The organism is Halorubrum tropicale (assembly GCF_001280455.1).
GTDB lineage: Archaea > Halobacteriota > Halobacteria > Halobacteriales > Haloferacaceae > Halorubrum > Halorubrum tropicale.
Window position 1 is genome coordinate 911,157 of sequence record NZ_LIST01000001.1, and the last position, 23,661, is coordinate 934,817.

The following is a 23,661-nucleotide window of genomic DNA, read 5'->3' on the forward strand; positions in this document are numbered from 1 at the left end:
TACACATGGGAACAACTGACTCGTCGATCGTCGACTCGGCGCGGGCCCGGCCGGGGCTTCTCCTCGTCACCCTCCTCGGCGGCCTGCTCCTCGTCGACCTCGCGGCGAAGCTCGCGGGGGTCGGCCTCGGCCCGGTCGGTGGGTCGATCTCGGTCGACCGGCTCGGCTCGAACCTCTGGAACGGCGTCGTCATCGGCCTCGTGATCGGGCTCGCGGGAATCGGGCTCTCGATGACGTACAGCATCCTCTCGTTCGCGAACTTCTCGCACGGGGACCTCGTCAGCGTCGGCGCGTTCTCCGGGTGGGGCGTGGCGTTCCTGATCGCGGGGTTCGGCGACGTGCCGGTCCGCGCGCTCCTGACCGTCCGCGACGCGGGGAGCGCCTCGCCGGGGGACATCGGCGCGCACATCCTCACGACGCCCGCCGCCATCCTCGTCGGGCTGGTGGCGGCGTTTGTCGTCACCGCGCTGCTCGCGGTGGCGCTCGACCGGGGGTTCTACAAGCCGATGCGCGACCGCGACGGGATCGCGCTGCTCATCGCCTCCATCGGCGCGGCGCTCATCGTCCGGTACCTGCTCCAGTTCGGCTACGGCTCCGACCGGCGCGGTGTCACCGCCAGCGTCGAGCAGTCGAACCTCGCGTTCGATCCGCTCGGACTGTCGGTGAACGCGCACGAGCTCACCATCCTCGTCGCCGCGGTGGGGCTGATGCTCGCGATGCACGCCATGCTCCAGCACACGAAGCTCGGGACCGCGATGCGGGCGATGGCCGACAACAAGGACCTCGCGCTCATCACCGGCATCCCGGCCGAACGCGTCGTCACCGCGACGTGGGTCATCGGCGGCGGGCTCGCGGGCGCGTCCGGCTACCTCTACGTCCTGCTCCGCGGGACGATCCAGTTCGACTTCGGCTGGCTCCTGCTCCTGTTGATCTTCGCGGCCGTGATCTTAGGCGGGATCGGCTCCGTCTACGGCGCCATCGCCGGCGGCCTCGTCATCGGGGTCGTGTTCACCACGTCGACGATCTGGATCCCGTCCGACTTCAACCAGGCCGCGGCCTTCGGCGTGATGATCCTCATGCTGCTGTTGCGCCCCGAGGGGCTCTTCGGCGGGGTGACGACAACATGAGCGACGCCGACGCCCCCGGCGACTCCGGGTCCGTATCCTCCGGGAGCGCGCCCGAGGCGCCCGAGAGCGCGACGGCGGCGCTGGTCAAGGCCGCCCGAGAGAGCGACCTCGGCCTCGTCGTCGGGACGCTGCTCGCGATCTACGCGGCCGCGACGCTGCTGACGTTCACCGACGGGCTCAACAGCGTCGTCGGGCTCATGGAGACGCTGACGTTCCTCGGTCTCGTCTACGCGCTCACCGCGCTCGCCCTGAACCTCCAGTGGGGGTACACCGGCCTCTTCAACATCGGCGTCGCCGGCTTCATGGCCGTCGGCGTCTACACGATGGGGATGGTCGTCCGCTCGCCGGACCCCGCGTTCGGCCCGCCCGGACTCGGCCTGCCGCTCCCGGTGGGGATCGCCGCGGGCGTCGCGATGGCGGCCGTGCTCGGCGCCGTCGCCGCCCTGCCCGCGCTGCGGCTCAAGGCCGACTACCTCGCCATCGTCACGCTCGGGCTCTCGGAGATCGTCCGCCTGTCGCTCCAGTCGAGCGCCTTCGACAACTTCCTGCGCGACACGGTCGGCGCCGGAACGGGCGGCGGTCGCGGGATGGGCATGCCGGACAATCCGGTCCGAGAGCTGTTCCTCGTCGACGGGCAGGCGGGGACGCCGACCGCGTTCGGCGAGTTCGTCTTCGGCGTCTTCGGCGCAGACGGCCTCGGGATCTCCAACCCGATCCTCATCGGGTGGGGGTACATCGCCGTCCTCGCCGCCTTCCTGATCGGGTTCTACCTCCTGGTGGAACGCCTCGGCCGCTCGCCGTTCGGCCGGACGATGAAGGCGATCCGGGAGGACGAACTCGTCGCCGACTCGCTCGGCAAGGACGTGAACCTCGTGAAGATCAAGGTGTTCGTCATCGGCTGCGCGCTGATGGGGCTCGCGGGCATCCTCTGGTTCGGCAGCCAGGGCAACGTCTCGCCGACCCCGCAGTTCCGCCCCCTGCTCACGTTCTACGTGTTCATCGCGGTGATCATCGGCGGGTCGGGGTCGAACACCGGCTCGGTCCTCGGCGGCATCGTCTTCGCCGCGGTCCTGTTCGAGGGGCCGCGCCGCGTCGGCGGGGTCGTCCGCGGGCTCATCGACGCGGAGACGCCGCCGTCGTTCGCCGACGCGCTCGTCTCGCTCGACCCGGTGACGTTCCTCGCGTACGCGACCGACAACATCGCACCGCTCCAGTTCGTCTTCCTCGGGCTGGTCTTGGTGTTCATCATCCACCGGCGCCCGGAGGGGATCCTCGGCGACCGGATCGAGACGGCCGCGGCCGTCGACCTCTCGGAGCGGCCCGGCGGGGGTGAGACCGATGAGTAGCGACGCGCCCGACGCGGCCGACGTCGCAGACGCGACCGGGGTCGCCGACGCGGTCGACGCGGCGGACGCCCCAGAGGACGAGCCCGAGGCGAACGACAGCGCGGTCGAGGAGGCCGCGAAGCACGTCCCGTCCGGGGCGCCCCCGCTCCGCGTGGAGGGGCTCGTCAAGCGGTTCGGCGGCGTCACCGCCGTCGACGGCGCCTCCTTCGAGGTCGAGGCCGGGTCGCTGACCGGCCTCATCGGACCGAACGGCGCCGGCAAGTCGACCACGTTCAACTGCATCACCGGCGTCCACGAGCCGACCGCGGGATCGGTGACCTTCGAGGGCGAGGACATCACCGGGCTCAGGCCACACGAGATCGCGCGGAAGGGCCTGGTTCGGACCTTCCAGATCGCCCGGGAGCTCTCCGAGATGACCGTCTTGGAGAACCTCATGCTCGCGCCGCAGGGCCAGGTCGGCGAGTCCGCGATCCGGGCCGTGACGCCCGGGCTCCGCGGCGCGGTGATCGGTGAGGAGGTCGACATCCGCGAGCGGGCCTGGGAGACGCTGGAGTTCTTCGAGATCGACCACCTCGCGCACGAGCACGCGGGGAACCTCTCCGGCGGCCAGCGGAAGCTGCTGGAGATGGCCCGCGCGCTGATGACCGACCCCGAGATGGTGCTGCTCGACGAGCCGCTCGCCGGGGTCAACCCGACCCTCCAAGAGAAGCTCTTGGACCGGGTCCACGACCTGCGCGCGGACGGCTACACCTTCCTGCTCGTCGAACACGACATGGACGTCATCATGAACAACTGCGAACGCGTCATCGTCATGCATCAGGGCAGCGTGCTCGCCGAGGGGACCGGCGACGAGATACGGAACGACGAGCGGGTCATCGAGGCGTACCTGGGGGAGGACCTATGACCGCCGACGGCGCGGCGGGCGAGGCGGCGGCCGACGCCGCCGACGCGGTCGACGTCGACGCCGAGGCGGTCGCGGCCGGCGCCGACGCCGGAGCGACACACGCGATCGACGGCGACGCGATCCTCCGGATCCGGGACCTCGACGCGGGCTACGGCGACCTCCAGATCCTCTCGGACGTGGTCTTAGACGTCGCCGACGAGGAGTACGTCACCATCGTCGGCCCCAACGGGGCCGGCAAGTCGACGGTGATGAAGACCGTCTTCGGGCTCACGACGCACATGGGCGGCACCGTCGAGTTCGAGGGGTCGCAGATTCAGGGGCTCGCGCCCGAGCAGATCATCCGCGAGGGGATCGGCTTCGTCCCGCAGACGGACAACGTGTTCCCCGGGCTCAGCGTCCGGGAGAACCTCGAGATGGGGGCGTACATCCTCGACGAGGTGCCCGAAGACCAGATCGAGACGATATACGACCGGTTCCCGATCCTCCGGGAGCGCAGCGAGCAGAAGGCGGGGACGCTCTCCGGCGGCCAGCGGCAGATGGTCGCGATGGGCCGGGCGCTCATGCTCGACCCGGACCTGCTGCTGCTCGACGAGCCCTCTGCGGGGCTCGCCCCCGACCTCGTCGCCGACATGTTCGACCGGATCGACCGGATCAACGAGAGCGGGACGGCCGTGCTGATGGTCGAGCAGAACGCGAAGGAGGCGCTGCGCCGCTGCGACCGCGGCTACGTGCTGGTGAACGGCGCGAACCGCTACACCGACCGCGGCGACGTCCTGCTCGCCGACGAGGACGTGCGGCGCGACTTCCTCGGCGGGTGAACCGCGGTCGTCCGCCGCTCGCGCGGCTCGCGCGGGACGGAAAAAATCGGAGAAGAGCCGGCCGACTCCCTACTGGTTCAGCACGCTCGACCACTGACTGGTGTACGTCGCCTGGTTCGGCTCGAAGGAGACGCGCTGGGTGATCGTCCCGTCGCGCTCCTGGAAGGCGCTCACGTACGCCTCCTCCAGCGACTGCCCGTAGGCGTCGTTGAGGTACAGCGTTCCGGACGACTCGGCGCCGACGGTGTCGCCGACTGCGAGGTCGGCCATCGCCGGCCCCTGGAGCAGGTCCGAGGGCGCGGTCCGGAAGATGTAGCCGTTGTCCTCTAAGTCCGTCACGTTCGGGTCGGTCGAGGACGGCGAGATCCCCACGACGCCGTTCGGGATGAACACCTGATCCGAGACCTGGAGGTTGACGTTCGACGACGCCGGGCCGACGACCGCGCCGAAGCCGGCGTTGACGAGGGCGTTCGCGCCGGAGATCCCCGCCTGCGGGTCGGTCTGCGTGTCCTCGACTCTCGTCTCAACGTCGACGTTGATGCCGGCGTCGTTGACCTGGGTGGCCGCGAGCAGCGCGCCGTCGCGGATCGGGACGCCGAGCGGCCCGAGGTCCCCCGTCTCCGGCATCAACACGCCGATTCGGGCGGTGAACGAGTCGACGCCCACGGGGTCGGCCGCGGTCGCGTTCCGGTCCTCCTCGCTGAGTTCGTTCCCGAACTCGACGGTGTCGAGCGTGACGAGGCTGCCGTCTTGGAAGTCGATGATGTCGTAGGCGGCGGTCGCGATGTCGCCGTTGGCGTCGAAGTTGACGCTCGACGACGCCCCCACGTAGTGGACGGGGTCGCCGCCGGCGACCGTCTCGACGGCCTCGGGCAGGTCAGCGGGGCCGAACTCCTCGCCGCCGGGGTTGGCGACGGTCCGGACGCGGTCGCGGATCGCCTGGCCGCTGTTCTCGCCCGCGGCGGTCGCCGCGAGGATCTCGACCGCCATCGCGTCGTACGCCTGTGCGGTGAACACGCCCGGTTCCTCGCCGTACGCCTCCTGATACGACTCGGTGAAGAACTCCGCGCCGGGGCCGCCCGCGGAGGGCGCGGTGCCGATGACGTTGTTCATGTCGTTGTCGACCTCGCTCGGCAGGTCGCTGTCGATCAGCCCGTCGGGGACGATGATGTCGAGGTCGGGCGCGCTGTCGGCGAACTCCGAGTAGAAGTCGCGGAACAGCTGGATCCCGGACTGCGGGAAGCCGACGACCATCACGGCGTCGGGGACGTTGTTCTGGTCCCCGCCGTCGCCGCCGTCGGACCCGTCGCTTCCGTCGCCGCCGTCCATCCCGTCGCCGCCGTCGGACCCGTCGGATCCGTCCCCGCCGTCGCCGCCGTCACCGCTCTCCGTCGAGCAGCCGGCGAGCCCCGCAATACCGACCGCGCCGGCGCCCTTGAGTACGTCGCGTCGCTGGATTCTTCGCTTCATTCTGTGACCGTATACCATACGAGCCGTTATAAGTGTATCCACGGTCACAAATACCACAGCACCGGGATTCGGACGCGTCAGGCCGGTCTCGTCGCGTCCGCGCGCGCTCTACCGACAGACTCGCCGATCGGCGGCCGGCCGCGAACGGCGCGTCGTACCCGCTCGCTGATAGGAGACTGGTCGTCGCCGCCGGAGGCGGTCGCGCCCGCCTCAGTACCCCTGCGCGTTCCCGTCCTTCCGGGGCTCCGTGGCGGCCGAGAGGACCCCGTCCCGGCTCCGCGCGATCTGGGCGCCGCCGAACATGACGGGCGAGAGCGTCCGCACGTCGTGGTCCCTGCGGACCAGCTTCGCCGCGGCGTCGTCGTCGAAGTGCGGCTCCAGCGCCAGTTCGCCGCTCTCGCGGTAGCGCCACCGCGGCTCGTCGAGCGCGCGCTGGAGCGGCATCCCGTAGTCGACGAGGTTGGAGACCACCTGGACGTGGCCCTGCGGCTGCATGTACCCGCCCATCACGCCGAACGCCGCCCAGTCGTCCTCGTCGAACCGGACGACGCCCGGGATGAGCGTGTGGAAGGGGCGCTTGCCGGGTTCGAGGCTGTTCGGGTGGTCCGGGTCGAGCGAGAAGGACGCGCCGCGGTTCTGTAAGGCGATGCCGGTGTCGCCGGCGACGAGCCCGGAGCCGAAGCCGGCGAACCGGGAGTTGATGTACGAGACGACGTTGCCCGCCTCGTCCGCGACGGTGAGGAGGACGGTGTCGGCGTCCTCGGCGTTCGCGTTCGGCACGCCGAAGGAGACGTCGTGCGAGGCCGTCTCGCCGACGCCGGCGGCGCGCTCGCTCGCCCACTCGCTCGACGCGAGCGGCGGGATCTCCTCGTACTCGGGGTCGGTGATGTAGCGGTGGCCGTCGTGGAACGCCCGCTTCATGGCCTCGGCGAAGTAGTGGACGCGCTCGGGCGAGTCGTAGTCGTACTCGCCGGCGCCGAGCTCGCTCGCGACGTTGAGCGCCTCCAGGGCGATCAGTCCCTGGTTGTTCGGCGGGAGCTCGTACACCTCCGCGCCGTTGTAGGTCGTCGACACCGGCTCGGGCCACTCGACCTCGAAGTCGGCGAGGTCGTCGACGGTCATGAACCCCCCCTGCGACTGGACCTCGTCGGCGATGGCCTCCGCGATCTCGCCCTCGTAGACGACGTCGGCGCCCTCCTCGGCGATCCGCCGCATCGACTCGCCGAGCCGCGGGAGCGTCACCGTCTGCCCGACGCCCGGCGGCTCGCCCTCGAAGAGGAACGCCTCGCGGGCGTGGTCGTCGGTGAAGAGCGCGTCGGCGCTCGCCCAGTGGGAGGCGATGACCTCCGACACCGGGTACCCCTCGGTCGCGTAGCGGACGGCGGGCGCGAGCGCGTCCGCGAGGGTGAGCCGGCCCAGCTCCTCGACGGTGGCCTCCCAGCCGCGGGCCGTCCCGGGCACCGTGACCGCGTGCGGGCCGTAGAACGGCATCCCGGCCTCGCCGGCGTCGTCGACCGCGTAGCCGCCGTCGTCGGGGTAGTACGAGTCGGCGTCGTCGTCCTCTGCGAGCGCCGCCTCGACGTTCTCTATCGTCGCGTCCGCTGGGGCGCCGCCGCACGAGCGCATCGCGCCGACCTCGCCGTCCGCGGTCCGGTACAGCGCGAACACGTCGCCGCCGAGCCCGGTCGAGGTGGGCTCGACGACGTTCAGCGCGGCCGCGGTCGCGACCGCCGCGTCGAACGCGTTCCCGCCCTCGCGGAGGACTTCGATCCCCGCCTCGCTGGCGAGCGGCTGACTGGTCGCCACCACGCCGCGCTGGCCGTACACGGTCGATCGGCGCGACGTGAACCGGTCTAAGTCTGGCTCCATACGACCTCGTCCGGCGCGCGGGAGAATAAAGCACCGACCGGATCTATCCGGTGTCTACGGCCCAGATCGGGCGGCTCAGAGGCGTCTCGCCGCGACCGGTCGCGCCGGCGCGTCACTCGTCGAACTCGGCGTAGTGCCGGACCAGCCCGCACTCGGGACACATCACCGTCGTCAGCTCCTTGCGTTCGTTCATGCCGAGCTTCCCGAGCAGCCCGGACCGCTTCTCGCCGGTCTTGACGTGCGCGTTCCAGGCGTCGCCCATGCTGAACTCGACCTCTTCCATCGTCACGGCGCAATCGGGACAGCGGTGGTCCATGAACTCGGAATCACGCGGCGGCCTGAAAACGATTGCCTCGACCGTTCTTCAGCGAGCGGGAGCCGTCAAACCGCCCGGCGCGACAGTCCAGAGCGGACGACGTCTCCGCGCGTGGGCCGGAGCGGTCGATGTCACCTCGAGACGCGGCGGGACTGCGGGGTCGCTCGGACGACGCCGTCCTCTCAGCGGGCGACAGACGCGATTCGCAGGCGTCGCTGGCCGTCTCGGCACGCTGTGATCGAAAGTCGGCCTCGGTACTCATAGGGCTCGTCGTCGCCGGGTGCCGAGTCCGGCTCGGAGCGGTGGTTCGTCATCGGCCGCTCGCCGGTAGTCGCGCCGTCGAATAAAAGGATCCGGCCGCGCCGTCAGTGCGACGAGCCGGCGTACTCGTTCCAGCGGTCGGTGCCGTTCGCGATCCGCCGGGTGTCGGACGGGTCGAACGTCGCCGCCGCGTTCGCGACCGCCTCGGCGGCGGTCGGGAGATCCTCGGTGTCGGTGGTCGCGCCGCCTTCGGTCGGACTGGTCGATGGACCCGATCGGTCGGTCGCCGGTTCGGTCTGCGTCGCCTCGCGCGTGCTCGGACCGCCGGGACCGGTCGTCGTCCCCGCCGTCGAGCGTGCGTCAGTCGTGTACTACGGGTGGCACGGATCCGACAAGGGGCGTATCCTTCATAATTGTTTATGTTAGTGTGAGGATCGCCGGACGGGGCGGACGGGGCGGGCGGACCGCGCCGAGCGCGTCGCGCCACCGGGCCGCCCTACCAGGCCGACCACGCGGTGAGCGTCTCGTCGCGGGCGTACACCCGCTTGAGGTCCTTCGCGTAGGCGAGGTCGCCGGCGTGGTCGAGCTTCTCGTGGCGGTACTCGGGGGCGTCCTCGCGGATCTGGAGCCCCTCGACGGTGAACTCCTCGTCGCCGAACTCCGTCGTCTCGCCGACGGTGAACTCGTAGTCGCCGGGGACGTTCACCCGCAGCGAGCGCGTCTGGTCCGCGTCGCCGTCCTTCGGGTGGAGCGTGACCGGGACCGCGACGTTGTCGACCGCCCGGGTCCACAGCGTCTCCACGTCGGTGATGTCGGCCTCCTCGACGCGGTTCTCGGGGCCGAGTTCGATCCCCGTTATCCGCACCTGCATCAGCGCGTCGTCGGTGTCGACGACGAACTCCTCGCCGGTGGCCACGTCGCCCTCGGCGGGCACGTCCATCGCCGTCGTGAACGAGTCGCCGTCCTGCGAGACGACGATGGTCACGGAGACGGTCTCCTCCTCCGGAATCTCGGCTTTGTGGGTATGGTCGCACTCGGTACAGCGGACGGTGGCCTGCCCGCCCGGGCTCAGGACCTCGTGGACGGTCGGCTCGGCGGGCGAACACGACGGACAGGGGAGCCCGACGCGCGCGCCGGCTTCGGTGTCGCTCATTGGGCGCTCGTACCCGCCGCGCCCGTAAATATCCGCCCCTGTGGGGGCGGTGTGGGTCGCGCTCGCGTGGCGCGCGGCGGCGCCGTTGCGGTTCCGCGGCCGCGGGCCCCGCAGCCGCCGCGCGGTAAGGAAACTGGTTTACCGGTGTCCGGAAAACGGTCGCCCATGATCGTACCCGGATCCAGCTCGCAGCAGCTCGCGGCCGCGCTCGCGGCGGAGACGGACCGGGCGCTCGCGACCCCGACATACGACCGGTTCCCGGACGGAGAGGGGCTCGCCGCGGTGCCCGACTTCGACGCCGACGAGGCCGTGATCGTCGCCGCGACCGACTCAGACGAGGCGTGGGTCGAACTGCTCCAGCTCCAGGACGCCGTCCGCGAGGCCGGCGCGACGGACGTGACCACCGTCGTCCCCTACATGGGCTACGCCCGACAGGACGCCTCGTTCGGCGACGGGGAGCCGGTCTCGGCCCGCGCGATGGCCCGCGCGATCTCTACCGGGACCGACCGCGTCGTCCTCGTCAACCCCCACGAGGCGACCGTCGCCGACTTCTTCGAGGTCCCGGTCGAGGCGGTCGACGCCGCGGGCGTCCTCGCGGCGCCGCTCCCGGCCGACCTCGGCGACCCCCTGTTCCTCGCGCCCGACGAGGGAGCGATCGACGTGGCCGCCACCGTCCGCAACGCCTACGGCGCCGGCGAGACGGACTACTTCGAGAAGCGCCGCGACCGCGAGACGGGCGCCGTCGCGGTGTCGCCCTCCGACGCCCCCGTCGCCGACCGGGACGTGGTCGTCGTCGACGACATCATCGCGACCGGGTCGACGATGAGCGAGTCGGTCGCCGTCCTCACCGACCGCGGCGCCGCGCGCGTGCTGACGGCCTGCGTCCACCCGGTCCTCGCGGCCAACGCGGTGACGAAGCTCCGCGCCGCCGGCGTCGACCGGATCGTCGGCAGCGACACCGTCGAGCGGGGCTGTAGCGTCGTCAGCGCCGCGCCCGCCGTGGCCGACGCGCTCGACTCCCTGTAACGGATCACCCGCCGCCGATCTCGCGGATCTCCTCGGCCGGATTCCCGCCCACCACCGTCCGCGCCGGCACGTCGTCGACCACGACGGCGCCCGCGGCGACGACCGCGCCGTCGCCGATCTCGACCCCCGGCGTGATCACCGCTCGCCCGCCGATCCAGACGTCGTCGCCGACCGCGACGGGGTCGCCGAACTCCAGCCCGGCCGCCCGCTCGTCGGGGTCGATCGGGTGGGTCGCGGTGTACGCGTGGACGCCCGGACCGAGCAGGCAGTTCTCGCCGAACGCGACCGGCGCCACGTCGAGGAAGACGCAGCCGTAGTTCGCGAAGAAGCCGTCGCCGACGCCGACGTTGTACCCGTAGTCGCAGCGGAACGGCGGGACGACGGTCGCGTCGCCGCGCACCTCGCCGAACAGCTCCCCGAGCAGCCGCTCGCGGCGGTCGGTCTCCGTCGGGGCCGTGGCGTTGTACCGGCGGCAGCGCTCCTGCGCCCGCCGCCGGTCGGCGACCAGTTCGGGGGCCGACGGGTCGTAGGCCTCGCCGGCGAGCATCCGCTCCTTCTCGCGTCCCATACGCCTCCCGGCGCGGCGAGCGACAAAAGGACTGTCAGTCGCCGCGCCCGGGAGCGGCGCGAGGGATGAGCGGTGGCCGAGCGGCGGCCGGGCGGCGGCCCCCCGCCTCAGACGATCTTCATCATCCGCGTCTCGAACTTCCCGACGCGGACGCGGACCCAGCCCGCGAGCCCGTCGTCGAGGTCGGGGTCGTCGGTGTCGACGCGCAGCGCGCGCACGTCGTCCAGCTTCGCCCGCGACGCGACGATTCGGAGGTCGCAACGCCGGATCACGGCCGGCGATATCTGGGGGTTGCCGCGGCCGAAGACGAACCCCTGGCCGCCGATGGGGGAGACGACGATGACGTTCTCCTCGCCGAGCGCGTCGAGGATCTCTGTCTCCGTCGCGTCGCGGGCGATCACCTCGCCGTCGCGCCACACGTCGACGCCGATCGGCGACGGCTCGAACCCCAGTTCGTCCTTGATCGCGCCCACGGTCGACCCCGGCCCGAGGACGAAGGTGACGCCCTCCCCGTCGCGCTCGCGAATGTCCGCCGCGACGCCCTCCGCCAGCGACTCGACGGTCCCGCTCGCGGTCTGTTTCGACGACTGGAGGTCCTCGGCGACGGGGACATGCGCGACGCCGCGCAGCGTCGGGCTCACCTCCCCCTCCCGGTAGGCGTCCTCGTCGATGTCCATCACCTCGCGGCGCTCCGTCCGCGAGAACGAGGCGGCCACCTCGGCGGCGTCCTCCGGCGAGACCGCGAACACCGACGAGTACACCTTCACGCCGGCGGGGACGCCGAGCATCGGCACGTCGGTCCCCTCCAGCGCGCCAGCGACGTCCGCGGCCGTGCCGTCGCCGCCGACGAACAAGACGAGGTCGACGGGGTCGGCGGGCCCGTCGCCGTCGGCCGCGTCGTCCCCGTCGAGCCCGGCGAACGCCCGCACGACGGCGGCCGTGTGCGCCGCGGTCGTGTCGGTCGGTCCCGGCGCGTCGCCCTCGAAGGGGTCGACGACCCGCGCCGGCTCGAAGCCGGCCGCGCGGACGACGGACTCGCCCATCGGGTCCGCGGCCACCGACACGACGGCGTCGGGCGCGACCGCGGCCAGCCGGTCCAGCGCGCGGCGCGCTCGCTCGGGCGCGCGCCGTTCCGCGCCACGCTCGACCGCCTCCACCACCTTCCCGTCGGTGCCCTTCAGCCCGACGCGGCCGCCCATGCCGGCGACAGGATTCACCGCGATCCCCACGTGCATGCCCGACGTTCACCGCGCCGGCCTCTTAAGCGAGCCGCGTCCGGCCGCGGCGCGCGGGCGTCCGCCCCCGGTGACTCACTCGAACGGTTCATAAAGCCCCTCAACACGCGGACACGGGAACCAACAGGCGTCCGCTCATCACAGCAGACGCCGATGGAACGAGCCCGCCATCGGCGACGTCAGCCGCTCGTCTCACCGGGACTGGATCCCTCCCTCGGTAGCTGCCACACGCCCACGCCTTCCGGTCCCGTTTTCGAACCCCTGTGACGCAGTTTCGGGACCGTCCTCGGTCCCGCGTCGACGGACTCCGTCGGAGAATCAATACTTAAGACGCCCCCAGAACAACCGCGAGACATGATCCTCGAAGCCGCCGTGACGGAGCCGTTGCCGATCAGCGCGACCGCGGGCGTGGTCCTGCTCGCGAGCCTCGCGCTCGTCGCCGTGTGGGTCGCGTACCTGTACCGCTAGGCCGCCCCTTCGCCGGCCGTCCTCCCGTCGCACCGACCGCTCCTGCCGATCGCTTCTCGGCCGCTCAGGCGGACCGCTCCTCGACCGCGTCCGCGTGCTCGCGGATCCACGCCGCCGCTCGCTCGGCCTCCCCCTCGCTCTCGGCGGTGATCTTCACCGTCACGACCTCGCCCGGGTAGGAGCCGACGCGCACGTCGAACCGCTCGCGCAGCGACGCGAACCGGTCGAGCAGCTCGCTCTCCGGCTCGTCGACGTCGACCGTGAGCACGTGGGTGAGCGTCCCCGCGAACTCCGCTTCGACCCGCTCGAACATCGCCTTCATCTCGCCGGGTACCCCGGGGAGGACGTAGACGGACTCGACGACGGCGCCCGGCGCGACCCCCGCCTCGTTCGGCAGCGGGCGGCAGTCCGCCGGGAGGTGCGTCGTCTCCGCCGCGAGGTCGCTGCCGCTGTACCCCCGCTCGGCGAGCCACGCGGCCGCCTCCTCGTTCGCCGCGAGGTCGCGGCCGAACGCGGCCGCGACCGCCTCCATCGTCACGTCGTCGTGCGTCGGCCCGAGGCCGCCGGTGACGATCACCGCGTCGTACTCGGCGTGGTACTCGTTCACGACGCGCGCGATCTCGCTCACCTCGTCCGGCACGACTGTCACCCGTCGGACGGCGACGCCTCGCGCGTCGAGCCGGTCGCAGAGCCAGGTCGCGTTCGTGTTCTCGGTGTCCCCGACGAGGAGCTCGTCCCCGACGGTGACGACGGCGGCGTTCATACCCAGTCCAAGCGGCGCGCGGTAGAAAAGGACCGCGGCGGGGGCGACCGGACGGCGCTCGACGCGACGCGAGCGTCAGAGCCAGCCGTCCTCGTCCTCGTCGTCGTAGACGCCCAGGCCGAGGTCGCGGCGGCGCTGGCGGAGCGCCTCCAGCTGTCGCCTGAAGTAGAGCGTCCCCGCCGCCGCGGCGATCACGCCCACGAGGAGGATGACGCCGAACACCAGCAGGTCCCCCTCGCGGTACGACTGGACGACGATCGAGCCGCGGGACACCTCCTCCCAGACGATCCGGTCGCGGTCGCCGACCGTCTCGACCGCGTGGTCGCGCGGCGACACGTGGCCGACGACCGGGAACTCGGTGGTGAAGCCCGGCGGGAGCGTCACGGCGTACGACCCCTCGACGTACGCGCGCATGGTGAACCGGCGCGGCGACCCGGCGCCCGAGAACGCCACCCGGCCGCCGCTCATGTCGTCCGCGAAGCGGATCCACGTCTCGTCGGTCGTCCGCTCTATCTCGCCGCCGCGGGCGCGGAACTCGCTGCCCGTGATCACCTCGCCGTCGGGGTACCGGTACCGGAACGCCTCGAACTCGAGCGGCTGGTCGCCCGCGTACGGCGTCTGCTCGTACAGCCGGATCTCCTCCCTGTCGCCGACCGCGTACACGACGGTGTAGCGCGCGTCGGTCGAGAGCTCGAACGCGGCGTCGCGGTCCGTGTCGAAGTCGTACTCGCGGGGCGGCTCGGCGTCCAGCGTCTCGTTCGTCACCTCGCCGCCGCCGGTCGCGTAGCCGAGGCAGCCGGCGCTGACCGCGAGGAGGGCGACCGCCGCCGCCGCGAGCGCGAAGCGTCTGTTCACGTGTTACCTCCGGTTAGACCACACAGCGCATCTCGGCCGGGAGGTACGAGCCGATGGCGGCCAGCAGCCCCGGCGGGTCGGTCCCTTCGCCGCAGACGATGCTCTGTTCCAGCAGTCCGAGCCGCTCGACGGTGACGATGTCCTGCGCGTGGCCCGCGCGGTTCACCGTCGCGCGCGTCTCGCCGCGCGTCGCCGAGTTGACGTTCACCCGGCCGTCGCCGCGCCGCCAGTCGTACAGGCGGTCGCGCTCGGCGTCGGCCAGCCGGGACGGCTCCGCGTCCGGGTCGCCGGCGTCGCCCCCGTAGACGAACCGCATGGGTAGGTGCTGGACGAGGCCGAAGCGCTCGACGACCTGCTCCGGCGAGCCGACGCCGAGGCCGAGTTCGTCGGCGGGCACGAACACGTCGACCCCGGCGTCGAGGGTGACCCCAACGTCGTCCCACGACTCGAGGGTGCCGACGTACTCCTCGCCGGCGTCGAGTCCGCCGTCGTGGGCGACTATCTCGCCCCACGTCTCCGCGAGGACGTTGCGCGCGACCGGCGCGTCCTCGCCGGTCACGTCGACCTGGACGAAGTCGTCGTCGCGCACGCCCACCTGCCAGTCGACGTCGAGCTCGTCGAGGTCGTTCGCCACGAGCGAGTTCATCCCGTCGAGCGCGCGGTCGCGAGCGTCGCCCTCGACGTAGCACTTGGTTGCGAGGACGACCATCAGCCGGTCACGTCCACGTTGAGCTCGTTGCGGAGCTCGTCGATGCGCTGGTCCATCGCGTCGCGGAGCCGGTCGTTGTCCATCGCGTCGAGGGGGGAGCCGCACTCGGGGCACTCGAAGCCGAAGTCCATCGCCTCGCCGAACTCGAAGCGGATCGAACACACCTCACAGAGGTAGAACTCGTGGGTGCGCTCGTACTCCTCGCGCTCCTCTAAGGCCTCGAGCAGCCGGTACATCTCCTCCTGGAGGTTCTCCGGGATGTTGTCGTAGTGGAACGTCCAGAGGTACGTGAGCCACCCGGAGTCCTCGTCGCGGACGCGCCGGTACGTCGCGAGGTCGTTCTCGTACAGGATGAACAGCGCGCGCCGCACGTCGTTGAGCTCCAAGCCGAGCTCCTCGGCCAGCTCCTCGTCAGTGACCTCGCCGTCGGGCGGCGCGGCCGCGACCGGCATCCCCGTCGGCCCCACCAGCTCGTGGAGGTACTTCTGGATGACGGGGTCGTTCAGTAGATCCTCAAAAGCCATTACGGGAAACTGGTGGTGGAATCCGGTTAAAACCTCCGAAAGGCGCGGTCGCGACGCTCCCGATCCGCCCCGCCGAGCGGCGTCCGATCCGCCGCCGACCGACCCGCCGGTCCGGCAGAGCTTTAGGGGCCGTGACTCACACTCGCCCGTATGGCTGACTCGGTGGACGGACGGGGGCGACGCGCGCTCGGCGCCCTCGCGCTCCTCGCCGTCCCGACGGTGTTGGCGGCGGTCCCGCTGGCCGCGCTCGCCGCGCTGCTCGGCCCCGGCGGGCTCGGCGCGCTCCCGTTCGGCGCGGCCGGCGGCCTGCTCGCGGCGGCCGTCGTCGGACCGGCCGCGTCCGCGCTGCTCGGCCCGGTCCTCGTCGACAGGCGGATCGCGCGGCTCCCCGACGCCGACCTCGACGAGCGCCGCGCCGACTTCGTCGCCGACCGCGTCGCGTCGCTCGCGGCCGAGGTCGGCGTCGACCCGCCCGAGGTGACCGCGGTCCGCGCCGACGCCGCGAACGTCGCCGTCGCGGACGGCCACCGCGGGTCCCGGCTGGTGGTCTCGACGCGGCTGCTCGCCCTCCCGAAGGCCGACCGGGACGCCGCGCTGCGCCACGCGCTCGTCAGGCTCCGGACGCGGCAGGCGCTGCTCGCGACCGCGACGCTCCCGGCGCTGGCGGCCGTCGAGACCGCGGCGCTGCTCGCGACGCTGCTCGTCGGGCGCCGGGGGGACCGCACCGCCGCGGACCGGCGCGTCAACCGGATCCACGGGTACGAGCCGGACCGCGAGCGCGTCCCGTCGTGGGCGTACGCCGCCGCCGGCGCGCTCTGCTGGCTGCTGCTCCTCCCGGCGTGGATCCCGGCGACGGTCGGCGACCGGTTCGCCGTCGCCGGCGGGCGCCGCGCCGCGGACGCGCTGGTCGCGCGCGCCGGCGCCGCGGAGCGCGAGGGGCTCGGCAACGCCGTCGCGTTCGCCGGCGACGCCGCGGGCGCCGGCGACTGGCCGCCGCTCCTCGACCGCCTCTCGCTCGTCTCCATGGCCGACGCCGAGACGGGCCGCGTCCGCGGGACGAGCCGGCAGGAGGCGCGGACGCGGCTCGCGCGGCTCCGCTCGAAGCGGACGCTGTAAGAGGGGCCCGCCGGTCCTGGCCCGACTCGGGGCCGCGCCGGGACCCGGAGCTGGACCGTCGTCCCGTCCTCGCCGGTCTCGACGTCGAACTCGCCGCCCGCCTCGGCCACGACCCAGTACACGAGCCGGATGCCGAGGCGGTCGGCGTGGGTCAGCGAGGTCTCGCCCGCCTCCAACACCTGCGTCCCGTGGTCCGGGATCCCGGGGGCGTCGTCGTCGACCTCGACGGTGACCGGGCTCCGCGACATCTTGAGCGGCACGCCGGAGGTCGTCGAGGAGGACCTGCGCCGGTCGGAGCGGGACGACGCCGACGAGTAGCGGAGCGCCGACTCAGTCGCGGTCGTCGGCCTCGGCGCTCTCGCCGGCCGCGTCGGCGCTCGCGTCCGCCGAGTCCCGGTCGGCGTCGACCACCGTCTTCCCGGTCGCCTCCGGCACCACGCGGCGGTCGGCGTCCGCCCACTCGCGGTCGAGCTCAGCGCCTGCGAACAGCCGGTCGAGGAACACCGCGAGCCCGGCGACCTCGGAGTGCGGCTGGTTCGTCACGCCCACGTTGAAGTCGGCGCGCTCGTACAGCGCCCACGGCACCTTCTCGCCGCCGACGACGACGAGGAGGTCGCGCGGCGGCGACGCCTCCCCCACCACCGCTGGCTCGTCGAGGCCGACCGCCTCCCGGACCGCCGCCTCCACGTCCTGGACGCGCTCGCCGTACATCGTCAGGTGGACGACCACGCCCTCGAAGTCGCGGACGATCGCCTTCTGGTCGTCGCGGAGTTCGACCGCGAACGGCCCGCCGAACCGGTCGGTGATGTCGCGGACCGTCTCCGCGGACTGCCCCGCGTTGTCGGGGAGGACCACCCGGTCAGCGCCGAGCGCCCGCGCCGTGAGCCCGACGTGCGTCGTCATGCGGTCGTCGCGCCCCGGCCGGTGGCCGTACCGGAGGACGACGACCTCGCGCGCATCGTTCATGCCACGGGCTGGGCGGGCGAGCGGGGTGTCGCTTTCGATGCGAGCGCGCCGGCGACGAGCCTCGTCGCGCTCGGTCCGATCCGCAGACGTGGATCGAAACGAGGTAAAACGGGTCGAGGTGACCACGTAACTGGAACCTTCTTGTGGGAGGCGGTCGCGGTATGCGCCATGACGAGCGTCAAGGAGTTCCGCGTCGACGAGCCGGCGACCGCCGACGGACTCGGCCGCGGTCGGTTCGTCTTCACGGACGCCTACTCGGTGTTCGACTGGGGGCAGATGCCCGACGCGATTCCGCACAAGGGCGCGAGCCTCTGCGCGATGGGCGCGTTCAACTTCGAACTGCTGGAGCGCGAGGGGGTCCCGACCCACTACCGAGGGGTCGCGGACCCCGACTCCGGTCGCGTCGTCCCGCTCGACGAGGCGACCGCCCCGCCGACGGAGATGGCCATCGACCTGACGCAGGTGCCCGACCTCCCGTACGAGGGCCCCCACGCCGGCTACGACTACGACGCCTTCCACGCCGCGGGCGGAGAGAACTACCTCGTCCCGCTCGAAGTGGTCTTCCGCAATCGCGTCCCCGTCGGGTCCAGCCTGCGGCGCCGCAGGGAGCCCGCCGACTTCGGCCTCGACGACCTCGCCGGCGCCGACGGCGAGTGGCCGGACGAGCCGGTCGACCTCCCGGAGCCCGTCGTGGAGTTCTCGACGAAGTACGAGCAGCAGGACCGCTACCTGACCCGCGCGCAGGCCGACGAGGTCGCGGGCGTCGCCGACGTCGAGGCCCTCGAATCGCTCGCGCGCGACGTGAACCGCGTCGTCACCGACCGCGCCGAGGCGGCGGGCTTCGTGCACGAGGACGGCAAGATCGAGTGCCTCTCCGTCGACGGCGAGCTGCGCGTCGCCGACGTGGTCGGCACCTTCGACGAGAACCGGTTCTCCTACGGCGGCCGCGGGATCTCGAAGGAGGTCGTCCGCCAGTGGTACAAGGCGAACGACCCAGACTGGGTCGCGGCCGTGAAGGAAGCGAAGGAGTCGGTGGCGGGCCGCGAGACGGACGACTGGCGCGAGCTCTGCGACGAGTCTCCCGACCCACTCCCTCCCGCGGTCGTCGAGGCGGTCTCCGACCTGTACGCGGCCGGGGCGAACGCCTACACCGGCCGCGAGTGGTTCGACGCGCCCGGCGTCGAGGCCGCGCTCGACGCGGCCGAGGGCCTGTAACGTCAGGGGGATCGCCGGGAAGCGGGGGGCGGACCGTCACCATCGATCGGACGCGAGGGAACCTCTTTATCGCCGACGCGCGTGGATGGAGACATGCCCACCGAGGCCGACTTCGGGGAGCGGTTGGAGACCCAGACCGCGGCGTACCTCGACCGGATCGACGACTGCGTCGTCCTCCTGCCGCGCGTCCTCGACGAGTACGCCGACGAGGGTGCCTACCGGGACACTGTCGACGAGATAGCCGCCGTCGAAAGCGAGTGCGACGACCTCGTCCGCGACGTTCGGGCGCTCATCACGGATGCGGGGCCGGACGACATCGGACTGTTGAACACGCGGATCAACTTCAACGAGTCCGCCCTGCTCGACTTCTACAACGAGCTGGACGTGGTCGCGAACCACACCGAACGGATCGCTCAGGAGGTGGCGATGATGCGCCCCGACGCGAGCGTCGAGCCGTTCGCCGACATGCGCGAGATGGCGGACCGGATCGCCGAGATGGTCGCGGTCCTCGGCGACGTGGTCGAGGGGTTCGTCAGGGGGCTCACGCGCGCCGACGGAACGGAGACGTTGGCCGACGGAATCGAGGCGATCCGCGGCTTGGAAAGCGAGTGCGACGACCTCCGTAACGACGCGATCGAGACCGCGTTCGCCGACGAGACGATCGATCAGCCCCTCGTCTACCGCGGGCTCGCGATCCTGCTGGACGAACTCGCCAACGCCGTCGAGGACCTCACCGATCGGATCGTCGTTATCGCGAGCAAGGAGCCGGGAATCGTGGCCGAGTCGGCGTCGGACGCGGACGGGAACTGAATACCTCCCGTCACCGCCGCGCCCAGTCGAGCATGCGTCCGTAGAAGGGGTCGGAGGCGAGCGCGTCCGCGTCGCCGACGATCGTCAGCTGCTTTTTCGCCCGAGTGAGGGCCACGTTGACGCGGCGGTGGTCCTCGAAGATGGGCCCGTCCAGGTCGCCGGTCGCGACGAAGGAGACGAGGATGACTTCCTTCGAGGAGCCCTGGAAGCGGTCGACGGTGTCGACCGTCACGTCGGTCCGGCGACCGATCTCGGCGACCTGCGCGCGGAACGGCGCGATCACGCCGACGTCGTCGGGGTCGACGCCGGCGGCGACGTAGGCGTCGACGACCGCGGCGACGCGCTCGGCCTCGCGGACGTTCCGGTTGCCGTCGCGCTCGCCGTCCGGGTCGACGAACCCCACGCCGCCGGTCAGGTCGGGCGCGAGCGCGTCGGGGTCGACGCCGAGGTCCGCGAGCGTCTGCCCGGCGACCTCGGGCGTGGCGGGCCGGAGCGCGCCGTCGTAGAACTCCGCGGAGGCGAACGCCTGGATGCGCTGGCTCATCCGGTACTGGCGGTCGAGCATGACGCTCGCGTCCGGGTACGTCTCGATGAGGCGCTGGAAGAGGGAGGTCTTGAGGTCGTTCTCCGCGCGGACGACCGGCGGGAGCTGCTCGTGGTCGCCGACGAGGACGAACCGGTCCGCGAGGGTGATCGCGGCGTGGGTGCCCGGCTCCGTGAGCTGGGAGGCCTCGTCGACGAGCGCCACGTCGAACTCGCACTCGCGCATGACCCGGGAGCCGCAGGCCGCGGTGGTGGCGGCGACGACCGGGGCGTCCCGCAGCTCTGCCGCCTTCGCGTTCGGCTCGCCGCGCTGGACCAGCCGCACGTCCTGCATGTCGCCCCGGACCCCCGTCTCCGTGCCCACCCTGAGCACGTCGTCGAACCCCTGGTCGCGGAGCGCCGCCAGCGCGTTGTCGACCGCGCGGTTCGTGAACGCGGAGAGCAGCACGCGGTTCCCCTCCGCGACGAGGGCGCGTATCGTCCGCGCGATGGTGTACGTCTTCCCGGTGCCCGGCGGGCCGTGGATCAGCGCCAGGTCCTCGGCGTCGACCGCGAGCTCGACCGCCTCGTTCTGGGCCGCGTTGTTGCCGATGTACGCGTCGGGCGCGTCCGGGTCGTCGGTCCCGGGGCTGCCCGGCGGCCGTTCGCTCGGCTCCCGGAACCCGGGCTCGCGGCGGCCGAACAGCACGTCCTTGCGTTCCGGGTCGCCCTTCAGGACCGCGTCGTGGAGCGCGGTGAGCGACCGGTCGACGGAGATCTCGGAGGGGTAGACATCGAGCCGGCGCAGCTCGACCGGTTCGTCCGTCTCGACGACGACCTCGTCTTTCCCGAGTTCGGTGATGCGGCCGAGCTCCGCGTGGCCGGAGACGGGGTCGCCGTCGCTCGCGAGCGCCACGTCGCCCTCGCGGAGCTTCGAGACGGCGTCGCCGGGCTTCCGGGCGCGGAGCGCCCAGCGGGCGTCGTCGATCTCCGTCCGCGCGACCGGTTCGAGGCCGATCAGCGCGCGGTCGTCCGCGGCGCGTTCTTCGGGGCTCTGCTCCCACAGCTTCCGGTACTCCGCGTGGGTCTCGCGGCGCTCCTCCGCTAAGGCGACGTAGAAGCGGTCGAAGTAGTCGCGCTCCGCGTCGGGGACCGGCGTCCCGATCTGCCCCGCCTTCGACTCCTGGTCGAGCCGGCCGGAGACCACCATACAGGCGTCCTGCTCGAAGCAGTAGCTGCACGTCGCGTCCGCCTCGTACCCCGTCGGCACCGTCGGGCGCTCGCCGGGGTCGTTGAGCGCGCGCCACTCCATCGCGGCGAGGGCGTTGCGCTCGCGCACGACGAACTCAAGGAAGCCGCGCCCGACCGTGAACTCCTTGGCGGGCGCGAGGTCGCCCGACGCCTCGCTGCGGTCGAGGGCGGTGTTCTTCGTGTACAGCAGCGTCCCGATGTCCGGGTCGACACCCCGCTCGTCGAGCATGAGCGCGTAGCAGGCCGCCTGGACCTTGTCGTGGAAGCGCGGCTCCCGCTTGGTGTTCTTCCCCGTCTTCAGCTCGACGGGCGTGCCGCGCCGGAGCGCGTCCGCCCGCCCCTTCAGCCCGAAGGTGGGCGAGATGAGGCTGAACTCCGAGCGCCACGTGTCGTCGTCGGAGAGCGTCCCCTGCGCGAGCCACCCCTCGATCGCGGCGGCGTTGCGGCGCACCTCCTCTTCGACCTCCTCGGTCTCGTAGCCGAGGAGGCCGAGTTCGAGCCCCGCCTCCGCGACGCGGTCCTCGACGGACGCCTCCAGCTCCACCCCGCGGAGCAGGTCGCCGAACACCTCGTGGACGATGGTCCCCTTGACCACCGGGTAGTTGAGCGGGATCCCGGAGAGCTTGTTCAGGTAGTACATCCGCGGGCACTGGACCCACGACCGGATCCCCGTCACGTCGACGAGGAAGTCGGGCTGGAGGACGACCCACGACTCGCCGGTCGTGGCGTACCCCGTCTCGCCGCGGTACTCGTCCTCCTCCGCGTCGGTGACGAGCAGCTCCATCCCCGGCTCCGCGTGCTCGGCCGTCTCCGTCCACTTCCCCCACAGCGTCACGTCGACCGGGTCGCCCGCGCCGCGGTCGGGCCGGACCCGCACCTCGCGGAGGTCGCGCTCGCCGTGCGACGTCGACACCGTCCGCGCCTCCCCGACGGAGACGATCGGCCCCCGAACGTTCACGTCCCCGCTCGGCGGCGGCACCGAAAAACGCTGTCGGTGAGCGCGGTCGTCGCGGCCGGCGCTCCTCTGCTCGCCGTCGCCCCCGCGTTCGCCCCGCACCGACACGCTCTTGCGCTCGCGACCCCCACGCATCCACCAGCATGCGCGTACGAGACTGGGACGACATCCTCGCGGACGTCGCGAGCGACTCGACCGACCCCGACGGCTGGCGCGCGGTCGCCGGCACCCGCCGCGGCGGCCTCGGCGAGGACCTCTACTTCGGCCACCCGAGCGTCGGCCTCTACCACCTGAAGACGTACGCCAAGAACCCCCGCGACCTCCGCGGCGTCGGCGCGCAGGTCGCCCGCAGCGTCGACGACGAGCTCGACCCGCTCCTCCCGGACGCCGACAGCGACGGGCGGTTCGCCGTTCGGTCGGCCCCGGAGGACGAGGAGCACGCCGAGGAGATGGCGACCCGGCTCACGGAGACGCTGCGGGTCCACGCGGAGGCGCCGACCGACCCCGACCACCTCTTCGAGGACGTGATGGAGGCCGTCGAGTCGCCCGCGTTCGGCCCGATGGAGTACGAGTTCGACGGCCGCCCGGACGAGCTCGACGAGCTCTCCGACACCTTCGAGCAGGCCGAGGAGCTGCTCACCAGCGAGCTCGACGACCTGATCGAAGACGACGACGTGGACCGCGGGTTCCACTGACGGGAGCGACCGCTCGGTCCGCGCGGACCGAGCCTGCCGACCACCGCCGCATCGGTTTTGTCGCTCCGCGGTCAACGTCTGGTATGGGACTCAAAGAAGACACCGCGAACGGCGTAATCTCGCTCGGCATCGGCGTCATCGTCACCTGGCTCACCGCCGGCGACGGCGACCACAGCACGGCTGACCTCCTCGTCGCGGTCGCGATCAGCTCGTTCCTCTCGGGCTTCTTCACGAGCTACTTCGCGAAGTGACGCGCGGAGCGGCGAGGGGGAGCCGGAACCGTCGCCCTCAGATCGCCGTCACCTACGCCCTCAGATCGCCGTCACCCACGCCCGGTACTCGGCGTCGAGCTCGTACACCTCGCGGAACGCGCGCTCGACGAACCCCGCGACGCGGTTCGCGTCCGAGCGCGCGGTGACGACGGCGTTCGTCCCCTCGGCCTCCTCGGGGCTGACGAGCTCGTCGATCCGGAACTCGGGGAACTCCGAGAGCAGGTCCTTCAGGCGCTCTAGCTCCTCGTCGGTACAGTCCATGATGAGCTCGGTCCCCACGAGCTGGATCCACGGCGGCACCTCGCCGCCCTCGGTGTCGTCGCTGGCGGGGTCGACGTCGACGGTCATCACGTCGCCGGAGCGCGCGCGGTGCGCGGCCGCGGCGTCGGCGAACAGCCTCAGCCGCTCGTCCTCGCCCGCGGCGTCGAATCTGGTCATACCCACGCT

General features: G+C 72.0%; 23 protein-coding genes and 1 pseudogene. 10 read left to right on the forward strand and 14 right to left on the reverse strand.

What is annotated here, in order from left to right:
- Positions 1 to 5 precede the first annotated feature (5 nt).
- The 4 genes from AMR74_RS04460 to AMR74_RS04475 are packed head-to-tail and all read left to right on the forward strand — an operon-like array spanning position 6 to position 4,195.
- Positions 6 to 1,127 (forward strand): branched-chain amino acid ABC transporter permease, encoded by a 1,122-nt coding sequence (locus tag AMR74_RS04460; RefSeq protein WP_053770836.1) that lies wholly within the window; start codon positions 6 to 8, stop codon positions 1,125 to 1,127.
- Positions 1,124 to 2,473, forward strand: a complete 1,350-nt coding sequence (locus AMR74_RS04465; protein ID WP_053770837.1) for a branched-chain amino acid ABC transporter permease — start codon at positions 1,124 to 1,126, stop codon at positions 2,471 to 2,473. The genes AMR74_RS04460 and AMR74_RS04465 overlap by 4 nt, the downstream gene beginning before the upstream one ends.
- A complete protein-coding gene (locus AMR74_RS04470) occupies positions 2,466 to 3,377 on the forward strand; it encodes an ABC transporter ATP-binding protein (protein WP_053770838.1) in 912 nt (303 codons plus the stop codon). Before AMR74_RS04465 ends, AMR74_RS04470 begins: the two co-directional genes overlap by 8 nt.
- A complete protein-coding gene (locus AMR74_RS04475) occupies positions 3,374 to 4,195 on the forward strand; it encodes an ABC transporter ATP-binding protein (protein ID WP_233561632.1) in 822 nt (273 codons plus the stop codon). Before AMR74_RS04470 ends, AMR74_RS04475 begins: the two co-directional genes overlap by 4 nt.
- Positions 4,196 to 4,264: 69 nt before the next feature.
- Here AMR74_RS04475 and AMR74_RS04480 read toward each other — a convergent pair whose 3' ends face one another.
- The 4 genes from AMR74_RS04480 to AMR74_RS04495 form a co-directional block, all read right to left on the reverse strand.
- Complete coding sequence (locus tag AMR74_RS04480; protein ID WP_053770839.1) at positions 4,265 to 5,665, reverse strand: ABC transporter substrate-binding protein; 1,401 nt, start codon at positions 5,663 to 5,665, stop codon at positions 4,265 to 4,267.
- A gap of 210 nt (positions 5,666 to 5,875) precedes the next feature.
- Complete coding sequence (gene ggt / locus AMR74_RS04485; RefSeq protein ID WP_053770840.1) at positions 5,876 to 7,534, reverse strand: gamma-glutamyltransferase; 1,659 nt, start codon at positions 7,532 to 7,534, stop codon at positions 5,876 to 5,878.
- Positions 7,535 to 7,646: 112 nt separating this feature from the next.
- On the reverse strand, positions 7,647 to 7,850 hold the full coding sequence (locus tag AMR74_RS04490; RefSeq protein ID WP_053770841.1) for a hypothetical protein: 204 nt from the start codon (positions 7,848 to 7,850) through the stop codon (positions 7,647 to 7,649).
- Positions 7,851 to 8,607: 757 nt separating this feature from the next.
- Positions 8,608 to 9,264 carry an HVO_0476 family zinc finger protein gene (locus AMR74_RS04495; protein WP_053770842.1) on the reverse strand — a complete coding sequence of 219 codons (657 nt, stop codon included), beginning with the start codon at positions 9,262 to 9,264 and terminating at the stop codon, positions 8,608 to 8,610.
- Between the two features lie 165 nt (positions 9,265 to 9,429).
- Here AMR74_RS04495 and prs point away from each other — a divergent pair, with 165 nt between their 5' ends.
- A complete protein-coding gene (prs, locus tag AMR74_RS04500; protein ID WP_053770843.1) occupies positions 9,430 to 10,290 on the forward strand; it encodes a ribose-phosphate diphosphokinase in 861 nt (286 codons plus the stop codon).
- 4 nt (positions 10,291 to 10,294) lie between these two features.
- Here the strand turns inward: prs and AMR74_RS04505 are convergent, their stop codons facing one another.
- The 6 genes from AMR74_RS04505 to AMR74_RS04530 all read right to left on the reverse strand — a co-directional run bounded on the left by AMR74_RS04505 (position 10,295) and on the right by AMR74_RS04530 (position 15,412).
- Positions 10,295 to 10,858 (reverse strand): maltose acetyltransferase domain-containing protein, encoded by a 564-nt coding sequence (locus tag AMR74_RS04505; protein ID WP_053770844.1) that lies wholly within the window; start codon positions 10,856 to 10,858, stop codon positions 10,295 to 10,297.
- 107 nt (positions 10,859 to 10,965) lie between these two features.
- On the reverse strand, positions 10,966 to 12,093 hold the full coding sequence (locus AMR74_RS04510; RefSeq protein WP_053770845.1) for an ATP-NAD kinase family protein: 1,128 nt from the start codon (positions 12,091 to 12,093) through the stop codon (positions 10,966 to 10,968).
- A 532-nt stretch (positions 12,094 to 12,625) separates the two neighbouring features.
- Entirely contained in the window at positions 12,626 to 13,324 is a 699-nt protein-coding gene (locus AMR74_RS04515) for a competence/damage-inducible protein A (protein ID WP_053770846.1), read from the reverse strand.
- A 75-nt stretch (positions 13,325 to 13,399) separates the two neighbouring features.
- Positions 13,400 to 14,179 carry a DUF5803 family protein gene (locus AMR74_RS04520; protein ID WP_053770847.1) on the reverse strand — a complete coding sequence of 260 codons (780 nt, stop codon included), beginning with the start codon at positions 14,177 to 14,179 and terminating at the stop codon, positions 13,400 to 13,402.
- 13 nt (positions 14,180 to 14,192) lie between these two features.
- A complete protein-coding gene (locus AMR74_RS04525; protein ID WP_053770848.1) occupies positions 14,193 to 14,888 on the reverse strand; it encodes a DUF2110 family protein in 696 nt (231 codons plus the stop codon).
- Positions 14,888 to 15,412, reverse strand: a complete 525-nt coding sequence (locus AMR74_RS04530) for a transcription factor (RefSeq protein WP_053770849.1) — start codon at positions 15,410 to 15,412, stop codon at positions 14,888 to 14,890. The genes AMR74_RS04525 and AMR74_RS04530 overlap by 1 nt, the downstream gene beginning before the upstream one ends.
- A gap of 150 nt (positions 15,413 to 15,562) precedes the next feature.
- Between AMR74_RS04530 and AMR74_RS04535 the strand changes: the two genes are divergently transcribed.
- Positions 15,563 to 16,528 carry a hypothetical protein gene (locus AMR74_RS04535; protein ID WP_053770850.1) on the forward strand — a complete coding sequence of 322 codons (966 nt, stop codon included), beginning with the start codon at positions 15,563 to 15,565 and terminating at the stop codon, positions 16,526 to 16,528.
- Positions 16,529 to 16,557: 29 nt separating this feature from the next.
- Here the strand turns inward: AMR74_RS04535 and AMR74_RS19500 are convergent.
- Together AMR74_RS19500 and AMR74_RS04545 are read right to left on the reverse strand one after the other, a co-directional pair.
- Positions 16,558 to 16,761, reverse strand: a pseudogene (locus AMR74_RS19500) (PAS domain-containing sensor histidine kinase); the annotation flags it as partial.
- 97 nt (positions 16,762 to 16,858) lie between these two features.
- Positions 16,859 to 17,494 carry a tRNA (cytidine(56)-2'-O)-methyltransferase gene (locus tag AMR74_RS04545; protein ID WP_053770852.1) on the reverse strand — a complete coding sequence of 212 codons (636 nt, stop codon included), beginning with the start codon at positions 17,492 to 17,494 and terminating at the stop codon, positions 16,859 to 16,861.
- Between the two features lie 168 nt (positions 17,495 to 17,662).
- Here AMR74_RS04545 and AMR74_RS04550 point away from each other — a divergent pair, with 168 nt between their 5' ends.
- Both AMR74_RS04550 and AMR74_RS04555 read left to right on the forward strand, forming a co-directional pair.
- A complete protein-coding gene (locus AMR74_RS04550; protein WP_053770853.1) occupies positions 17,663 to 18,709 on the forward strand; it encodes a phosphoribosylaminoimidazolesuccinocarboxamide synthase in 1,047 nt (348 codons plus the stop codon).
- Between the two features lie 93 nt (positions 18,710 to 18,802).
- Positions 18,803 to 19,519 carry a DUF47 domain-containing protein gene (locus tag AMR74_RS04555; RefSeq protein ID WP_053770854.1) on the forward strand — a complete coding sequence of 239 codons (717 nt, stop codon included), beginning with the start codon at positions 18,803 to 18,805 and terminating at the stop codon, positions 19,517 to 19,519.
- Positions 19,520 to 19,529: 10 nt separating this feature from the next.
- On the opposite strand, the gene AMR74_RS04560 is transcribed toward AMR74_RS04555, so the two are convergent.
- Positions 19,530 to 22,250: an AAA domain-containing protein gene (locus AMR74_RS04560; protein ID WP_053770855.1), complete on the reverse strand. Its 2,721-nt coding sequence runs from the start codon at positions 22,248 to 22,250 to the stop codon at positions 19,530 to 19,532.
- Between the two features lie 140 nt (positions 22,251 to 22,390).
- On the opposite strand from AMR74_RS04560, the gene AMR74_RS04565 reads away from it, so the two are divergent.
- Together AMR74_RS04565 and AMR74_RS19005 are read left to right on the forward strand one after the other, a co-directional pair.
- Positions 22,391 to 22,942: a hypothetical protein gene (locus tag AMR74_RS04565; protein ID WP_053770856.1), complete on the forward strand. Its 552-nt coding sequence runs from the start codon at positions 22,391 to 22,393 to the stop codon at positions 22,940 to 22,942.
- A gap of 83 nt (positions 22,943 to 23,025) precedes the next feature.
- A complete protein-coding gene (locus AMR74_RS19005) occupies positions 23,026 to 23,193 on the forward strand; it encodes a hypothetical protein (RefSeq protein WP_167551891.1) in 168 nt (55 codons plus the stop codon).
- Positions 23,194 to 23,253: 60 nt separating this feature from the next.
- Here AMR74_RS19005 and AMR74_RS04570 read toward each other — a convergent pair whose 3' ends face one another.
- Entirely contained in the window at positions 23,254 to 23,652 is a 399-nt protein-coding gene (locus AMR74_RS04570) for a hypothetical protein (RefSeq protein ID WP_053770857.1), read from the reverse strand.
- Positions 23,653 to 23,661: the final 9 nt, after the last annotated feature.

What these genes read in the sequence shown, in the direction of transcription:
- AMR74_RS04525 (WP_053770848.1), bottom strand. Translation starts at nt 14,888, where the DNA reads ATGGTCGTCCTCGCAACCAAGTGCTACGTCGAGGGCGACGCTCGCGAC.
- AMR74_RS04475 (WP_233561632.1), top strand. Translation starts at nt 3,374, where the DNA reads ATGACCGCCGACGGCGCGGCGGGCGAGGCGGCGGCCGACGCCGCCGAC.
- ggt (WP_053770840.1), bottom strand. Translation starts at nt 7,534, where the DNA reads ATGGAGCCAGACTTAGACCGGTTCACGTCGCGCCGATCGACCGTGTAC.
- prs (WP_053770843.1), top strand. Translation starts at nt 9,430, where the DNA reads ATGATCGTACCCGGATCCAGCTCGCAGCAGCTCGCGGCCGCGCTCGCG.
- AMR74_RS04460 (WP_053770836.1), top strand. Translation starts at nt 6, where the DNA reads ATGGGAACAACTGACTCGTCGATCGTCGACTCGGCGCGGGCCCGGCCG.
- AMR74_RS04465 (WP_053770837.1), top strand. Translation starts at nt 1,124, where the DNA reads ATGAGCGACGCCGACGCCCCCGGCGACTCCGGGTCCGTATCCTCCGGG.
- AMR74_RS04515 (WP_053770846.1), bottom strand. Translation starts at nt 13,324, where the DNA reads ATGAACGCCGCCGTCGTCACCGTCGGGGACGAGCTCCTCGTCGGGGAC.
- AMR74_RS04530 (WP_053770849.1), bottom strand. Translation starts at nt 15,412, where the DNA reads ATGGCTTTTGAGGATCTACTGAACGACCCCGTCATCCAGAAGTACCTC.
- AMR74_RS19005 (WP_167551891.1), top strand. Translation starts at nt 23,026, where the DNA reads ATGGGACTCAAAGAAGACACCGCGAACGGCGTAATCTCGCTCGGCATC.
- AMR74_RS04570 (WP_053770857.1), bottom strand. Translation starts at nt 23,652, where the DNA reads ATGACCAGATTCGACGCCGCGGGCGAGGACGAGCGGCTGAGGCTGTTC.
- AMR74_RS04550 (WP_053770853.1), top strand. Translation starts at nt 17,663, where the DNA reads ATGACGAGCGTCAAGGAGTTCCGCGTCGACGAGCCGGCGACCGCCGAC.
- AMR74_RS04480 (WP_053770839.1), bottom strand. Translation starts at nt 5,665, where the DNA reads ATGAAGCGAAGAATCCAGCGACGCGACGTACTCAAGGGCGCCGGCGCG.
- AMR74_RS04545 (WP_053770852.1), bottom strand. Translation starts at nt 17,494, where the DNA reads ATGAACGATGCGCGCGAGGTCGTCGTCCTCCGGTACGGCCACCGGCCG.
- AMR74_RS04555 (WP_053770854.1), top strand. Translation starts at nt 18,803, where the DNA reads ATGCCCACCGAGGCCGACTTCGGGGAGCGGTTGGAGACCCAGACCGCG.
- AMR74_RS04535 (WP_053770850.1), top strand. Translation starts at nt 15,563, where the DNA reads ATGGCTGACTCGGTGGACGGACGGGGGCGACGCGCGCTCGGCGCCCTC.
- AMR74_RS04505 (WP_053770844.1), bottom strand. Translation starts at nt 10,858, where the DNA reads ATGGGACGCGAGAAGGAGCGGATGCTCGCCGGCGAGGCCTACGACCCG.
- AMR74_RS04510 (WP_053770845.1), bottom strand. Translation starts at nt 12,093, where the DNA reads ATGCACGTGGGGATCGCGGTGAATCCTGTCGCCGGCATGGGCGGCCGC.
- AMR74_RS04490 (WP_053770841.1), bottom strand. Translation starts at nt 7,850, where the DNA reads ATGGACCACCGCTGTCCCGATTGCGCCGTGACGATGGAAGAGGTCGAG.
- AMR74_RS04470 (WP_053770838.1), top strand. Translation starts at nt 2,466, where the DNA reads ATGAGTAGCGACGCGCCCGACGCGGCCGACGTCGCAGACGCGACCGGG.
- AMR74_RS04495 (WP_053770842.1), bottom strand. Translation starts at nt 9,264, where the DNA reads ATGAGCGACACCGAAGCCGGCGCGCGCGTCGGGCTCCCCTGTCCGTCG.
- AMR74_RS04565 (WP_053770856.1), top strand. Translation starts at nt 22,391, where the DNA reads ATGCGCGTACGAGACTGGGACGACATCCTCGCGGACGTCGCGAGCGAC.